Source organism: Streptomyces sp. NPDC041784, from assembly GCF_055591025.1.
Map to the genome: position 1 here is coordinate 265,562 of NZ_JBVJAB010000013.1, position 14,260 is coordinate 279,821.

Consider the following 14,260-nt stretch of genomic DNA (forward strand, 5'->3'; position numbering starts at 1 on the left):
GGTAGCGACTCAAGATCACCTACCCCGAATCGGCGAAGTTGATCTCGCTTCCGCACATTCTTCAACACGGCACTGACAATCCCCCGTCGGCCGACGGCATCTGACCCTGACTCAGCCCGCACACGGCCCTCCGAGCGGCCGACGCTCCCCGCGCCCTGCAACCGCGCCGGCCGAAATCGTGTCTCAGCTGCCGTGGCCCGCACTGTCCGGGACCACGGCGACACAACACGCACAACACGCTAGACAGGCACAACAGGCACGACACGCACAACGGCAGGGGGAGGGGCGATGACCACATGGGCCGTACCCGGATACTCCGAGTCGCTCGAACTCGGTTCCGGAGCCAGTGGACGGGTGGTTCTCGCCGTGCACGAGCCGACCGGCCTGCCGGTGGCCGTGAAGTACCTCAGTGAGTCGCTGCGCACCCGCCCGGGCTTCGTGCACGGCTTCCGCGCCGAGGCGGAACTGCTCGGCGGGCTGGAGAGCCCGTACGTGGCCGGATTCTACGAGTACGTGGAGGCCCCGGAGGGCGCCGCCATCGTGATGGAGCTGGTGGACGGCGTCTCCCTGCGGGCCGTGCTCGCCCGGCAGAGCCCGCTGTCGCCGGAGTCCGCGCTGGTCGTGCTCAAGGGCTCGTTGCTCGGCCTGGCCGACGCGCACCGGGCCGGTGTGGTCCACCGTGACTACAAGCCGGAGAACGTCCTGGTCACCCCGGAGGGGGTGTCCAAGCTCGTCGACTTCGGCATCGCCGTGGACGCCGGCATCCGGGCCGGGGTGGCGGGCACGCCGGCCTACATGGCGCCGGAGCAGTGGACGGGCGCGCCGGCCTCGCCCGCCGGGGACGTGTACGCGGCCACCGCCACGTTCTTCGAGTGCCTGACGGGCCGTAAGCCGTACTCGGGGGAGAACCTCGCACAGCTGGCGCTCCAGCATGTGGAGGGCGCCGTGCCGGCCGAGGAGGTGCCCGAGGCGGTGCGGGCACTGGTGCGCCGGGGGCTGGCGAAGACGGCGGCGGAGCGGCCCGTGGACGCTGCGGCGTTCGTCGAGGACCTGGAGCGGGCCGCCGTGGCGGGGTACGGGCAGGACTGGGAGGAACGCGGCCGCGGCCGGCTGGCGGCGCTCGTGGCGCTGCTGCTCTTCCTGATGCCGCCCGTCCCCCGGCCGCCGTCCGGCACGACCTCCGACACGGCCCGCACCGTGCTCCACCGCGATCCGGGGGCGGGCGGGCCGCATCCGTGGCGGCCCACCTGGCCGGGCGTGGTCGTGGCGACGGCCGCCGTGCTGGTCGCGCTCCTCCTCGGCCAGGGCATCGGCCAGGGCGCGGGGGCGGAGGCGGAGGCGGGCTCCGGGCGGCCCACGCAGGCCGTCGCCACGACCAGCGCCTCGCCCGTGTCCGAGGCGAGCGCGCTCCCCTCGGCATCGCCGTCGTCGTCCGCCCCGACGCTCTCCCCCTCGCCCAGCGCGTCGGCGTCCGACGGCTCGCCGTCACCGTCGGCCACCACCAGCGCCCCGGTCTCACCACCGGTCACCTCGGCCGACCCGGGCACCCCCTCCGGTTCACCGAGCCCGTCGGCCTCCCCCAGCCCCTCGACGAGCACCTCCCAGCCGCCGGTCTCCCCCGGCGTCAAGGACGTCACGGTGTCCGGCTTCCGGCAGACGGGCGCCACCACGGCCACCACCACGATCACGGTCACCACGGACGGCCCCGGCCCTCTCACCGTCACCGTCGGCTGGTTCACGGGCGACGCCGCCGGACAGCCCGGGTCCGCGGACGGCGCCCCCGTCTCGTTCCGGCGCAGCGGCGCCACGCAGTACACGCTGGCGGTCGACCACACCTTCCAGGGCCTCGGCTGCTACTGGACCGTGCGGGCCACCACGACCCCCGCGTCCGCCGACGGCGGCGCGTCCCAGCAGCTCCTGACCCGGCGGTGCGACATCCGATGACCACACCCCACGACCGTCCGCCGGCCCCCGGCGACACGACGAGTCCTCCGCCCCTGGCGAAGACCCGGGTCGAGGACGACGACGACTACAGCGCGACGATGCTGGAGAGCCACTGGGTCCAGCGCCCTGACGACGACGGTACGACCGTGCTGGACACCTCCGGGCCCACGGCGCCGGACGCCCCCGGCTCGACCGTGCCGCACGGTCGGGTGGACGGCACGGTGCTGCGCTTCGGACCGGGCGTCACCGCGGCTCTGTCGCACGGTGTGCACACGACGCTCGCCCCTGTGCCGCCACCGGTCCGCCGGCACCGCCGACTGCGCCGGCACACCCTGCCCGCGCTGGTCCTCGTGGCCGCCGTGGTGTTCCTGTTCTGGCGGGGGCACTCCACGCCCACCCTGTCGGTGCGGGACGTCTCGGTGACGACCGCCGAGCCGGGCACGGGATGCGATGACACGGCGGACGTCGTCGGAGTCGTCCGGACCGACGGCCGCGCGGGCGAGTTCACCTACCGCTGGGTACGCAACGACGGCACCACCTCCGACGTCCTGCACGCGAGCGTCGCCCGTGGCCGTCACGAGGTGCGGCTGCATCTTCTCTGGACGTTCCAGGGGCGCGGCCACTACGCGGCAGAAGCCGAGTTGCACGTACTGTCGCCGTCCCGGCGGACGGCGGCGGTGCGCTTCACGTACGACTGTCCGTGACCGGCGTACAGGACCGGCGCGGCCCGCCCCTCGCCCCTCAGCCGAAGAACGACCGCTGCGCGGGAAGCCCCGGGTTGAGCGAGGGCGCGTTGGACATGACGCGGTCCAGGTCGCGCTTGATGCGTTCGGCCTCACCGCGCACCTGGGCGGGCACGTCGCCGCGTTCGGTGACCAGGCGGTGGTAGATCGGCGTGTCGTCGAAGACGGAGAACACGGAAGAGGCTCTGCTTTCGTGGTCGGTCGGCGTGGCCGAACGCGGTGGACGGCTTCGGGTACACGGGCCGATCCGCCGAGGCGGATCCGCTGTGCCATGACGTCGCCCGACGGTCATACGGAAGAAACCGGTGTCGACGACATCATCGCATTGTGCCCGCTGCGTTCGGGTACCGATGACCATGTCCACGATGTCGGACCGGGGAGGGGAGTGGATCCCACCCCCGCGACGATGCGCTAAGCTTTGGTCAGAGCTGAAGCCGGAACTCCCGGTTCTCGGTCATGCGTTGGTGGTCCAAGGAAAGACGCTCCGCTTCCTGCGGGGAAATGCAGGTGCAAGGCCTGCCCGGCGCTCGGATGAAGATCCCGTACCACTTCGCTGGTGCGGGGTCTTCGCGTTCTCGGACCTCTGAGTCGCTCGCCCTCGCTCGCCGGCGGCCGTGCACCGCTCGGCCCGCCGGTCAGCGTTCGTCGCCGTCTTCGGCCGCCGCGTCACCCCCCTCGTCGTCGAGCAGCTCCAGGACCCTGGCCGGACGCCGCACCACCAGGTCCCGAACCTCGTAGGACATCTCGGTGGTCTTGGGAGCCGGCGGCGGATGGTAACGCCCGCCGCACACCGAGAGGTTGACGATGAGGTACGCGTGCCACGTCCGGCCGACGCCCTGCCGGTCGGCGAACACCCGGGCGCCGTTCACCCACCAGACCACGGACCGCACGCCGAACTCGACCCACAGGTCGATCCACGCGCCGGGCCGGATCGCGGCGTCCCGGTAGTAGAAGTTGCCACCGCGGACATGGTTGGTGAGTTCCAGCAGGTCGGGGTTGTCGGGATGGTACTCGAAGACGTCGATCTCCTGATCGCCGTCCCGCCAGGTCCAGATGGCCGGCCAGGCCCCGGCCTCGTACGGCAGCCGGACCCGTGCCTCGAGCACGTCGCCCGCCCGGACCATGAACTCCTCCTCGCTTCCCTCCGTGGTGAGGAGCCCCGTGTTCCACCGTCCGTCCCGGCGGCGGGTGGCCCGAAACGTTCCCGAGCGGCTGTAGGCGGGGTCCTCGACCAGGTGATCCAGTTTGTCGTCGCCCGGATTGACCGGGCCTCCCTGCGGATACGCCCACGAACGTCCCGCCACCCATTGGCTGGTGGACGTGAAGTCCGCCGTGAAGACGACGGGGGCGTCGGGCGTGGGGCCCCTCGCGGAGAGCGGGCCTTCGCTTGCGGGATTCTCCATGCGGCGATGCTGCTCCGCATATGACCAAGGCATGCGGGCACCCCGGGAAACCGACCCGAGAACCAGCCGTCCGAGTGAACCGTCCACGGATACGGGCCGGTTCAGGCGGTGCACGCCCGGCGGAACCTTGCCCTCCCCATCCGCGCCGCCCATGACCGTGTCGGAACCGGCCGGCGCCTGGGTAGGGTCGTGATCATGCGTCTCGCCCTCTTCGACCTGGACGGCAGCCTCGTCGACCGCACCGCCGCGTTCGCCGATGCCATAGCCGGCCTCTGTCGGGACCACCGGTACGGGCCCGAGGTCGAGGCGTGGCTGCTGACCCGGCTCGCCGACCACGCGGACCGGAGCGACTTCGCCCGGCTGCGCGCGGAGTTCGGCCTGGGCGAGTCCGCCGATCATCTGTGGCGGGTGTATGTCGACCGCTTGGCGGCGGCCGTCACCTGCCGTCCCGCCGTGCTGAACAGCCTCGGCCTGCTCAAGGAATGCGGCTGGAGCATCGGGGTCGCCACGAACGGGTCGTCCGACATCCAGCGCGCCAAGGTGCGGGCCACCGGGCTCGCCGAATTGGTGGACGGCATCGCCGCCTCCGGTGACATCGACGTCCGCAAGCCCGACCCTCGACTGTTCGAACTCGCGGCGGCGCGCTGCGGCACCCAGCTCACCGCCGGCGACTGGATGACCGGCGACAACCCGGAGACCGACATCGCCGGCGGGTACCGCACGGGGCTGAGAACCATCTGGGTCGAGGGCAGGCTGCCCTGGCCCGAGGGTCTCACCGTGCCCCACCACCGCGCCACGGACGTCGTGGACGCCGTCGACCATCTGCTCACGCACTCCCCCGGATAGGGCGACGCGCAGGCGGCGGTCCAGGGTCAGCAGACGTCGGCGAACGCCGCCTCCGGCCGCACTGTCTTCGCTATGCCACCCTCCGGCGCGGGCCCCTTGCCGACGTTCACCCAGACGATGGCGCCGAGGAGCGGCGCGTGGAGGATGAAGAGCAGCCAGACCACCTTCGGTACGTGCCGAACGCGCTCCGACGGGGTGCGGACGCAGTCGACCACGGCCCGTACCCACAGCGCGATCACCAGCAGGACCAGGCCACCAACCAGCAGACCCATCATGTGACTTCACTCCCATTCCGTCCGACTCGAACCGCCCGTCACTCCCTCATCGGACGACGGCGTCCGAACGGTTCACGAATCGGCGGAGGAATTTCCGGAAGTCCACAGAACCGCTTCCGGCGCACGGCCCAGCCGCAGGCTCCGGCGTTCACCGGCCGTCATGGCACCCCACACCCCGTGCTTCTCGCCGTGGCGCACGGCCCAGGCACCGCAGGCTCTCATCACGGGACACCGGAGGCAGACGGCCCGAGCCTGCTCGATCTGCCGACGGGACAGGCCTTCGTCGCCGATCGGGAAGAAGAGGTCTGGGTCCTCGGAGCGGCAGGCCGCCGTCTCACGCCAGTTCATACGCCGGTCCCCTTTCCTGTCCGGTGCGCGAGGGAAGAACCGAGGGACGTCGGAGTCAGGTGGTAAGAAATATAGGCACTTACGGCCGTTTGAGCCATGCTCGGGGCGAATTCAAGCCACATCGGAACAGAAGTGCGCGCCTCCCCTCACCTCCCCGAACGCATGCCGTCACAACTCTGGCCCCTCCCTCCTACTGGGCGGTATACAAGCCCAGTCGAACATCAGGACGGTGGCGTCAGCGGCATCGTCACGGGCGGGGTGGGTTCAGGGGAGGACCGCGATGCAACGCGACGCACGCAGGAGAGCAGGAGCCGGACGTCGCCGCAGGGGGGTCGCGTTCCTGACCGCCCTCGGCGGCTGCGCCCTCGTCGCCACGTCCGCGGCGCCCGTCGCGGCACACGGCGCCGGGCAGAGCACCGGACACGGCACCGGCACCGGCACCGGCACGGGACACGGCACAGGTGCCGCGCGGGCGTACGTGGCGCTCGGGGACTCCTACACCTCCGGCCCCTTCATCCCCCAGCAGGTCGACGCCAACTGTGCGCGCTCCGACCACAACTACCCGTCGCTCGTGTCCGGGCGCCTTGGGACGTCCACGTTCAAGGACGTCAGTTGCAGCGGGGCGACGACCGAGAACATGTGGAAGTCGCAGGGCACCAACGGCCCCCAGCTCGACGCGCTGGGCAGGAACACCGGCCTGGTGACCGTCCAGATCGGCGGCAACGACATCGGCTTCGGTTCGATCATCGGCACCTGCGCCGGGCTGTACGCCCAGGATCCGTCCGGCGATCCCTGCCGGCGCCACTACGGCGCCTCCGGCGTCGACCAGCTGGCCGTCACGATCGCCCGGACCGCGCCCAAGATCGCGCAGGTGCTGCGGGCCGTGCACGACCGGGCCCCACGCGCGCGTGTCCTCGTCGTCGGCTATCCGGACCTCCTGCCCGACGACGGCACCGGCTGCGCGCCCCAGGTGCCGTTCGCGGCAGGGGACTTCCCCTACCTCCGCGACACCGGCAAGCGACTCAACCTGATGCTTCGCCTGGTGGCCCTGGTGAACCGCGCGGAGTACGTGGACACCTACGGTCCGACCATCGGCCACGACATGTGCAAGGCGCCGGAGGTCCGCTGGATCGAGCCGTTGCGCCCCACCTCCCCGGCGGCTCCCGCGCACCCCAACGCCAAGGGTGAGGCGGCCATGGCGGAGGCCGTCCTGAACCGCGTGACCCGGGGGCGGGGCGGGCACTGACCCCCGCCCCGCGGCACGGCCACACCCACACCCACACCCCACGGCCCGACCATCGGCGGGGCACACCCCTACACCCCGGCGAGCCGCCGCCCGCCTACCCCCCGACCACCCTCCGGTACCAGTCCTCGACCTCGCGAAAGCCGGACCGCCAAGCCCCGCCCTCGCCCGAGGTCAAGAGGTCGTCAGCCGGCCGTCTCCCCTGAGAGGTCCCCAGGCTGCTCCTCGGACAGATCCGCGATCAGCCGCGCGCCGGTCACCGTCCGATCGTCCTTGTGGGCCTCCCAGCGCGCGAACGTCTCCGCCGCCGCCTCGGCGAACGCGGGCGCCACCCCGACCGCCCGGCAGGCCTCGGCGATCTCCCGCATCTCCGGTTCCCAGCGCCAGGCCCGCTGCCCGGCCGAGGCCAGCCGGTCCGTCCCGACGAGCGGTGTGCCGGGCAACAGATGCTGCGCCAGGTCGAGCAGGTCGTCCAGGACTCCATGGCCGTCGGCCAGGGCGCAGGCATGGGCCGCGAGGGCGTACGTGATCTTGTTGTACGCGGCGAAGGACAGCTTGAGGGCCGACGCCCGCCCGACCGGGCCGGACAGGACGACCGGGGTGAGCGCGGTGCCCTCGAAGAGGGCGGCGACGCGGGCGACGGCCGTGTCCTCGCCCGACAGGTACAGCCGGGTCGAGCCCGGCTCACGGGGCGGCGGTCCGGTGATCCCGCCGTCCACGACGGTCGCGCCGCCGCCCTCCAGCACCGCGGTGACATCGGCCGTCCGCTCGGGACTGATCGCGTTGGCGTCGACGTAGACACCCCGGAAACCGGCCGCCGCGACCTCCTCGGCGACATCGAGTGCGTTCGCGGGCGGGCACACGCTCAGGACGAGGCCGCAGGTCCCGGCGAGTTCGCCGATGCTCCCGGCGGGCCGCAGCCCCAGCCGCTCGGCCCGTCGCCGGGTCGCCGCCGAGCGGCCCCGCGGCAGCCACCACACCGTGGCTCCCGCCGCCACCGCCTGCGCCGCCACGCCCGCCCCCATGGCACCCGGATGCAGGACTCCCACGTCTCCATGAACCATGCACGGACCCTGACCCGGAGTCCGTACGGCGCCTGCGGCGCGCCCTGATACGTCCTCGTGCGCCATGATGCCGGGGTGGAGTCCCGATTCGCCGGTGTCGCCGGCCTGGGCGAAATCCCTTCCGCCGTCGTCGTGATCGACGTGCTGCGGGCCTTCGCCACGGCCGCCGTGGCCTTCGACCGCGGCGCCGAGAGGATCGTCCTGGCCGAGTCGCCGGAGGCGGCCCGTGCGCTCCGGGCCCGTCACCCCGACTGGATCGCGCTCACGGACGGGCCGCCCGCCCCCGGCTTCGACACCGTCAACTCACCCGCCCTCGTGGGGTCCCTCGACCTCGCCGGACGCAGCCTCGTGCAGCGGACCACGAACGGGACGGCCGGGGCGATGGCCGCCAGGAACGCCCCGCTGCTGCTGTGCGCCGGGTTCGGCGTGGCCGCGGCGACCGCCCGCCTCCTCGTGCGCCGCAATCCGGCGTCCGTCACCTACCTCGTCACCGGCGACGACGGACACGCCGAGGAGGACCTCGCCTGCGCCCGGTACATCGCCGGCCTGGCCTCGGGGCGGACGGTGGACCCGGCGCCGTACGTGCGGCGCGCGGCCGGGTCGAGGGCGGCCGCGGAACTCGCCGAAGGCGTACGCCGGGGGTATCGCGGTATCCACCCCGACGACGTCCGGCTCAGCCTGGAGGCGGATCGCTTCGCGTTCGCGATGGTCGCGGCCGTCGAGGACTCCCTGACGGTGCTGCGCCCCGTCCCGGCGCCCCCGGGCGATCACTCATACCTCAGACCGGCCCCGGGCCCGCGCCTCCCTTGAGGCGTTCCAGGTCCGACGGGCGGACCTGGATGACCACGAGGGCGATGATCGCGGCGACGACCGTGAAGATCGCGGCCATGACGAAGGCGGCCGAGATCCCGGCGGTGAGGACCTCGTCCGACCAGGGCGCGGGAAGTTCGCCGGTGCGCTGGAAGCGCAGGCGTTCGGCCGGACTCGCCTGTGCCAGAAAGTCGGCGACCTGGTCGTCCGCCTCGTTGCGGCTGGCCGTGCCGAACATCGTGACCAGGATGGACAGGCCGAGGGACCCGCCGACCTGCTGGGTGGCGTTCAGGAGGCCGGAGGCCGCGCCGGTCTCCGCGGTCTCGACGTTGGAGAGCGCCATCAAGGTGAGGGACACGAACTCCATGCCCATGCCGAGGCTGAACACCAGCATCGGCCCCAGGATGCTGCCCGCGTACGTGGAGTGAACGTCCGTCAGCGTCAGCCAGGACAGGCCCGCCGCCGCGAGGATCGCGCCGACCACCATGAAGGGTTTCGGCCCGTACGTCGGCAGGAAGCGTGAGGCGAGGCCCGCTCCCACGGCGATCACCACGCTGACGGGGAGGAAGGCCAGACCCGCCGCCAAGGGGCTGAAGTCCAACACGTCCTGGACGAAGAGCGTCAGGAAGAAGAACATCCCGAAGATCGCGGCCGCGAGGCACAGCATGATGCCGTACGTGCCCGCCCGGTTGCGGTCGGCGAACATGTGCAGCGGGGTGATGGGCTGCCGGGAGCGCCGCTCCACCAGCACGAACAGCGTCAGGACGACCACCGCGGCAACGAAGGAGGCCACGGTCAGCGCATCGCTCCAGCCGTCCTGGGCGGCCCGGATGAAGCCGTAGACCAGGAAGACCATCCCCAGGGTCGAGGTGAGCGCGCCGGTGAAGTCGAAGCGGCCGGGGTGGCGTTCGGACTCCTTGATCCAGCGGGGGGTGGCGAGGACGATCAGCAGGCCGATGGGCACGTTGACGAAGAACACCCAGCGCCAGTTGAGCCACTCGACGAGAATGCCGCCCGCGAGCAGGCCGATCGCGCCGCCGCCGGCCGAGACCGCGGCGAAGACCCCGAAGGCCCGGTTGCGCTCCGGCCCTTCGCGGAACGTCGTACTGATCAGGGCGAGAGAGGTCGGCGAGGCGATGGCGCCGCCGACGCCCTGGAGGGCGCGTGCGGCGAGGAGCTGGCCGGAGCTCTGGGCGAGGCCGCCGAGCAGGGAGGCGAGCACGAACAGCAGGACGCCCACGACGAACACCCGACGTCTGCCGAGGATGTCACCGGCCCGGCCGCCGAGCAGGAGCAGGCCGCCGAAGGTGAGGGTGTAGGCGTTGACGACCCACGACAGGCTGGTGGTCGAGAAGTCCAGGGACTGCTGGATGTCCGGCAGCGCGATGTTCACGATCGTGATGTCGAGAACCACCATCAGCTGACAGGAGGCGATGACCAGCAGCGCCATCGCGTTTCCGCCTCCGCCGTTCTTTCGGGCGGAGGCCTCGGCTGCGGAGGTGGGCTGCGGAAGGCTGCTCATGGTGTGTCGCGCGCTCGGGGGCGGGCTGTTGGGAGGAGACGGGGCGCGGTCGCGCCGGCCGTCAGTCCACCCGTCCGACGGTACGCCCGTGCCGGAGGGGTCACCACTCGATCATTCGCCTGCGGGCCGGTGCCGGACGGCGGTCGCGCCCCCGCGGTCACGCCCTCGGCGCCGACGGCGGGCCGGACGCGTGCCGTCGCTCCCCGCGCCGGCGGGTCGGGGCGGACGCCAGGACTCCCCCGTGGTCCTGGCACCGCCCCGGCCGGCCGCGGGAGGGGCCCGCGGTGATCACCAGGATGCGGCAGGGGCCACCGGTGTGTCGTTGGCGTGCCGTCCACGGATGATTGGCGGAGCGTCCACGTCCGGTGGCGGGTGCGGCGGCGGGCCGGTGCCGGTTTCGGGTTCGGAGCCGGTTGCGGTGAGGGTGCCAGTGGTGGCGCCGACTTCGGAGCCGGTTGCGGTGAAGGTGCCGGGGGTGGCGCTGGTGGTCGTGGCCCCGGGGGTGGTGCCGGGGGTGTCGTCGTACGTCGCGGTCAGGGCCTGTTCGCGTACGGCGGTGGGCGGGAGGCCGTAGGCGGTACGGAAGGCCCGGGTGAACTCGGCGGCGCGGGGAAAGCCCCAGCGGGCGGCGACGGCGTGGACCGGCAGGGCGCGCAGCCGGGGGTCGACGAGGTCGCGGCGGGCGTGCTCCAGCCGCTGGTCGCGGATGTACGAGGCGACGCCGAGCCCTTCGGCCTGGAAGAGACGGTAGAGGTAGCTGCGGGAGACGTGGTTGGCGGCGGCGATGGTGGCGGGGGTCAGGTCCGGGTCGGCGAGATGGCGGCGGACGAAGGACTTGATCTCGAGGGTGAGGGTCCGGCCGTGGAGCTCCGGGGGCAGCCGGAGGTCGCTGTCCAGGGCGTGTGCGAGGACCGCCGTGACCAGGTCCGTGGCCACCGCGCCCAGCCGGGGCGCGTCCGAGGGGTGGTACGGGGAGGTGTCCGCCACCAGTTGGAGGAGGAACTGGGCGAGCAGCGCCCCCATGCCCTCGCGGCCCGAGACCATGCGCCCTATGACCCGGTCGAAGCGGTGTCCGGGGACGGCCACGAGGGACCGGGGTATCTCGAGGCCGACGATGGTGACCGGGTCGGCGCCGGTGACGACATCCCAGCAGCGCGAGGAGGAGTTGGTGTGGAACTCGTTGATCCGGTAGGCCGCGCGCTCCCGGCCCCAGTCGGCCGCTCCCTCCCCCTTCAGGAGGAGGGACAGGTGGTAGACCTCGGGATCGGACTGGCGGACCAGTTTCGCCGTACGGCGGAAGACCAGGGGGTCGAAGGTCGCGGGCCACACCGTCACGTCGCCCAGCTCGATGACGCGCTGGTGGCCGTGGTAGTCCGCGATGTGGCTACTGCTGAGCTGCATGGGCGCGTGGGTGCCGCCCATGCGCTGCACCCATGCCTCGAACCGGTCGCCCGCCGGCAGGTCCGTGGTCCGGAAGACCGACTCGTGCAGCACGTCCGTAGTCAACCACACCGGTGGTACGGACGTGTTGGGGCCGGTCGGTCAGCGCAGGTGGGCGGTGTCGACGGTGACGGAGTCGACGTCGGAGGCGGTGACCGAGATGTAGCCGGGGTCGCCGTTGCGGTCCACGTAGCACACCAGGGACGAGACGTTGATGTAGATCTGGCGCTTCGGGCTCTGGGTGACGGCGTCGCGGCACCCCTCCGCCGTGGGGGCCTCGGACGAGGCCATCAGGGTCATCTTGCCGCTGGTGGAGTAGAGGGAGTTGCCCTGGACGTACAGGGCGTCGGTGCCGGCGTCGGCCACCTGCGGCGGGGTGTGTGTGAAGTCGTAGCCCGTGGGCGCCTTCTCACTGTCCGCCTTCATGACGAAGCCGCGGACCAGTTCGGTCGACGGCGAGGACGTGGAGTCGGGGAGGGCCGCGATCGCCGCCCCGCCGCCCCCGACGAGCGCCACGGCCACGGCGCCGGCGAGCAGCGGGTGGGCCCAGGCCAGGGTCAGCAGGGGGCCGACGACGGGGATGGAGAACTTCACCTGGGTGTTCTTCTGGGTGATCCGGGCGTTGTCGCCCGCGGTCACCGACTGGGACGTGGAGTCGTGGCTGCCGGGCGGGGGCGGCAGGTGGGTGTTGTTCTGCGCGGTGTGGTCGCCGGCTCGGGCGGCGCGCGTGCGGTCGATGTGCATGACGGAACTGCCTTCTGTGGCCGACGGGGCTGTGCGACAGGAGGAGCACGCTAGTGGCGGCGAAACGCCGTGATCTCGTCTTGTCGGAAATCTTCGCCAATGGGCCGTTTGCAGCCGCCTGTTGCTCCGGAGTGATCGCCGGGGCGGGGGCGCGCGTGACGGGGAGCGCGGCACCGGCGCCCCGCGCGCTCCTTGGTGCCACCGCCTCACACACCCCTTCGCGGCGCCACCTCGCGCACCCCTTCGCGGCGCCACCTCGCGCACCCCTTGGCGGCGCCTCCGCCTCCGCCTCCCCCGACCGCGGCCCCGCGCGTCCGCCCACCCGCCCGCATATTACTGAACCGTAACCTTCCCGGCGCTACCCGAGGTAACCCAGTGCTCGCTACCGTCCTGACAGTTCGTCTAAGAGCGGTACGGGGCAGCGGTGGGCGACTGCGGCCCCGTCCCGCTCGCACCCCACCCGAGCCGCAGACGAAGGCTCGGCCTCCCCCTTCTCCGGAGGTCCGCCATGCCCGCCCCCACCCGCCTGCTGGCCGCAGCCGTCACCGCGGCCGCCTGCCTCGGAACCGCCGCCGTCCCCGCCGACGCGGCCCCGCAGACGGACGCCGTGGTCTCCCGCGGCGTCACCATCCCCACGTTCTACAACCCGCCGGCCACGCTCCCGGCGGCCGACGGTGCCCTGGTCCGCAGCGAACCGCTCCCCCTCGCGCTGAGCCTGCCCGGTATCGACGGCCCGCTCCCCGGCAGAGCGACCCGCCTGATGTACAAGTCCACGGACTCCACCGGCCGGCCCATGGCGGTCACCGGCGCCTACCTCGAACCCACGGCCGCCTGGAAGGGCGCCGGGGCACGGCCGCTGATCGCCGTGGCGCCCGGCACCATGGGCCAGGGCGACCAGTGCGCGGCGTCCCTCGGCCTGGAACACCCGCTCATCGTCAACGGCCAGACGCTGTCCGTCGGTTACGATACCCTGGCGATCTACCGCATGCTCGCCCGGGGCATCGCCGTCGTCGTCACCGACTACGCCGGACTGGGCGCGACGGACCGGCTGCACACCTACGTCAACCGGGTCGACGAGGCCCACGCCGTGCTGGACGCCGTACGCGCCGCCCGCTCCCTGGCAGGCACGTCGCTGACGGCGGCCTCCCGGGTGGCGCTGTTCGGCTACAGCCAGGGCGGCGGGGCCACGGCCGCCGCGGCTGAACTCCAGCCGTCCTACGCCCCCGACCTCACCCTCGCGGGGACCTACGCCGGGGCGCCGCCCGCCGACCTGTCCGCCGTCACCCGGGCCATCGACGGAAGCGACCTGGCCGGGGCGCTGGGCTGGTCGGTCAACGGCTTCCTCCAGTCCGACCCGGCGCTGGAACCGATCGCCGACGCGCACCTCAACGCGGCCGGCAAGGCGGCGCTCAAGGATCTGTCCACGACGTGCGTGGGCGACGCGCTGCTCGCCTACAACTCGGCGCGCAGCACGTCTTGGACCAAGGACGGGCGGTCCATCAGCGACATCGTCGCGTCGGAACCTGCGCTGAAGGCGTTCCTGGACGACCAGCTCATCGGGACGATCGCGCCCGCGTCGCCGGTGCGGCTGGCGACCGGCACCGCCGACGACCTCGTGCCCCACGCGCAGGCACGGGCGCTGGCGGTCGCCTGGTGCGCGAAGGGCGCGGCCGTGACGTACAAGCCGGTGATCCTGCCGAGTGTCGGCCGTGCGCTGATCAACCACTTCGTGCCACTGCTCACCGACCAGGGCGACGCGATCTCCTGGCTGACCGACCGGCTCTCCGGCAAGCCGGCCGGCTCCACGTGCGCCACCCTGCCCCTGCGGCCCTGAGGCCTTGATGCTTTGAGGCGACCGGAAGCGCGCGGCGGCGGCCG

At 72.5% G+C, this 14,260-nt stretch carries 13 protein-coding genes and 1 pseudogene; 6 read left to right on the forward strand and 8 right to left on the reverse strand.

Translation table 11 applies throughout. From position 1 onward, the window contains the following. Positions 1-288 precede the first annotated feature (288 nt). Both ACZ6D7_RS27620 and ACZ6D7_RS27625 read left to right on the forward strand, forming a co-directional pair. On the forward strand, positions 289-1,944 hold the full coding sequence (locus tag ACZ6D7_RS27620; protein ID WP_469496124.1) for a serine/threonine-protein kinase: 1,656 nt from the start codon (positions 289-291) through the stop codon (positions 1,942-1,944). Beyond that, positions 1,941-2,648, forward strand: a complete 708-nt coding sequence (locus tag ACZ6D7_RS27625) for a hypothetical protein (protein WP_469496126.1) — start codon at positions 1,941-1,943, stop codon at positions 2,646-2,648. Before ACZ6D7_RS27620 ends, ACZ6D7_RS27625 begins: the two co-directional genes overlap by 4 nt. Before the next feature lie 37 nt (positions 2,649-2,685). On the opposite strand, the gene ACZ6D7_RS27630 is transcribed toward ACZ6D7_RS27625, so the two are convergent. Then, the gene (locus ACZ6D7_RS27630) at positions 2,686-2,862 is read right to left on the reverse strand and encodes a hypothetical protein (protein ID WP_469496129.1); all 177 of its coding nucleotides are present in this window, start codon (positions 2,860-2,862) and stop codon (positions 2,686-2,688) included. Between the two features lie 460 nt (positions 2,863-3,322). After that, a complete protein-coding gene (locus ACZ6D7_RS27635) occupies positions 3,323-4,090 on the reverse strand; it encodes a LamG domain-containing protein (RefSeq protein ID WP_469496131.1) in 768 nt (255 codons plus the stop codon). A gap of 195 nt (positions 4,091-4,285) precedes the next feature. Between ACZ6D7_RS27635 and ACZ6D7_RS27640 the strand changes: the two genes are divergently transcribed. After that, positions 4,286-4,936, forward strand: coding sequence for an HAD family hydrolase (locus ACZ6D7_RS27640; RefSeq protein ID WP_469496134.1), 651 nt, complete (start codon positions 4,286-4,288; stop codon positions 4,934-4,936). Positions 4,937-4,962: 26 nt separating this feature from the next. Here the strand turns inward: ACZ6D7_RS27640 and ACZ6D7_RS27645 are convergent, their stop codons facing one another. Beyond that, positions 4,963-5,211: a PLDc N-terminal domain-containing protein gene (locus ACZ6D7_RS27645; protein ID WP_469496137.1), complete on the reverse strand. Its 249-nt coding sequence runs from the start codon at positions 5,209-5,211 to the stop codon at positions 4,963-4,965. Between the two features lie 72 nt (positions 5,212-5,283). Further along, positions 5,284-5,559 carry a WhiB family transcriptional regulator gene (locus ACZ6D7_RS27650; protein ID WP_469496140.1) on the reverse strand — a complete coding sequence of 92 codons (276 nt, stop codon included), beginning with the start codon at positions 5,557-5,559 and terminating at the stop codon, positions 5,284-5,286. Positions 5,560-5,839: 280 nt separating this feature from the next. Here ACZ6D7_RS27650 and ACZ6D7_RS27655 point away from each other — a divergent pair, with 280 nt between their 5' ends. Beyond that, a complete protein-coding gene (locus ACZ6D7_RS27655) occupies positions 5,840-6,805 on the forward strand; it encodes an SGNH/GDSL hydrolase family protein (protein ID WP_469496143.1) in 966 nt (321 codons plus the stop codon). Positions 6,806-6,987: 182 nt separating this feature from the next. On the opposite strand, the gene ACZ6D7_RS27660 is transcribed toward ACZ6D7_RS27655, so the two are convergent. After that, on the reverse strand, positions 6,988-7,866 hold the full coding sequence (locus tag ACZ6D7_RS27660; protein WP_469496145.1) for an NAD(P)-dependent oxidoreductase: 879 nt from the start codon (positions 7,864-7,866) through the stop codon (positions 6,988-6,990). 75 nt (positions 7,867-7,941) lie between these two features. On the opposite strand from ACZ6D7_RS27660, the gene ACZ6D7_RS27665 reads away from it, so the two are divergent. After that, positions 7,942-8,676, forward strand: coding sequence for a 2-phosphosulfolactate phosphatase (locus ACZ6D7_RS27665; RefSeq protein ID WP_469496148.1), 735 nt, complete (start codon positions 7,942-7,944; stop codon positions 8,674-8,676). On the opposite strand, the gene ACZ6D7_RS27670 is transcribed toward ACZ6D7_RS27665, so the two are convergent. The 3 genes and pseudogenes from ACZ6D7_RS27670 to ACZ6D7_RS27680 form a co-directional block, all read right to left on the reverse strand. Then, a complete protein-coding gene (locus ACZ6D7_RS27670; RefSeq protein ID WP_469496151.1) occupies positions 8,645-10,198 on the reverse strand; it encodes an MFS transporter in 1,554 nt (517 codons plus the stop codon). The two genes, ACZ6D7_RS27665 and ACZ6D7_RS27670, sit on opposite strands and share 32 nt — an antisense overlap. 531 nt (positions 10,199-10,729) lie before the next feature. Further along, a pseudogene (locus ACZ6D7_RS27675) lies at positions 10,730-11,692 on the reverse strand (helix-turn-helix transcriptional regulator); the annotation flags it as partial. 48 nt (positions 11,693-11,740) lie between these two features. Next, a complete protein-coding gene (locus ACZ6D7_RS27680) occupies positions 11,741-12,382 on the reverse strand; it encodes a hypothetical protein (RefSeq protein WP_469496154.1) in 642 nt (213 codons plus the stop codon). A gap of 508 nt (positions 12,383-12,890) precedes the next feature. Between ACZ6D7_RS27680 and ACZ6D7_RS27685 the strand changes: the two genes are divergently transcribed. Then, positions 12,891-14,216, forward strand: coding sequence for a lipase family protein (locus ACZ6D7_RS27685; protein WP_469496157.1), 1,326 nt, complete (start codon positions 12,891-12,893; stop codon positions 14,214-14,216). The last annotated feature ends 44 nt before the right edge of the window (positions 14,217-14,260 follow it).

Bases quoted from the DNA above. Each gene is read 5' to 3' on its own strand.
- ACZ6D7_RS27625 (WP_469496126.1), top strand. From the start codon at position 1,941: ATGACCACACCCCACGACCGTCCGCCGGCCCCCGGCGACACGACGAGT.
- ACZ6D7_RS27680 (WP_469496154.1), bottom strand. From the start codon at position 12,382: ATGCACATCGACCGCACGCGCGCCGCCCGAGCCGGCGACCACACCGCG.
- ACZ6D7_RS27685 (WP_469496157.1), top strand. From the start codon at position 12,891: ATGCCCGCCCCCACCCGCCTGCTGGCCGCAGCCGTCACCGCGGCCGCC.
- ACZ6D7_RS27670 (WP_469496151.1), bottom strand. From the start codon at position 10,198: ATGAGCAGCCTTCCGCAGCCCACCTCCGCAGCCGAGGCCTCCGCCCGA.
- ACZ6D7_RS27655 (WP_469496143.1), top strand. From the start codon at position 5,840: ATGCAACGCGACGCACGCAGGAGAGCAGGAGCCGGACGTCGCCGCAGG.
- ACZ6D7_RS27635 (WP_469496131.1), bottom strand. From the start codon at position 4,090: ATGGAGAATCCCGCAAGCGAAGGCCCGCTCTCCGCGAGGGGCCCCACG.
- ACZ6D7_RS27645 (WP_469496137.1), bottom strand. From the start codon at position 5,211: ATGATGGGTCTGCTGGTTGGTGGCCTGGTCCTGCTGGTGATCGCGCTG.
- ACZ6D7_RS27620 (WP_469496124.1), top strand. From the start codon at position 289: ATGACCACATGGGCCGTACCCGGATACTCCGAGTCGCTCGAACTCGGT.
- ACZ6D7_RS27650 (WP_469496140.1), bottom strand. From the start codon at position 5,559: ATGAACTGGCGTGAGACGGCGGCCTGCCGCTCCGAGGACCCAGACCTC.
- ACZ6D7_RS27660 (WP_469496145.1), bottom strand. From the start codon at position 7,866: ATGGTTCATGGAGACGTGGGAGTCCTGCATCCGGGTGCCATGGGGGCG.
- ACZ6D7_RS27640 (WP_469496134.1), top strand. From the start codon at position 4,286: ATGCGTCTCGCCCTCTTCGACCTGGACGGCAGCCTCGTCGACCGCACC.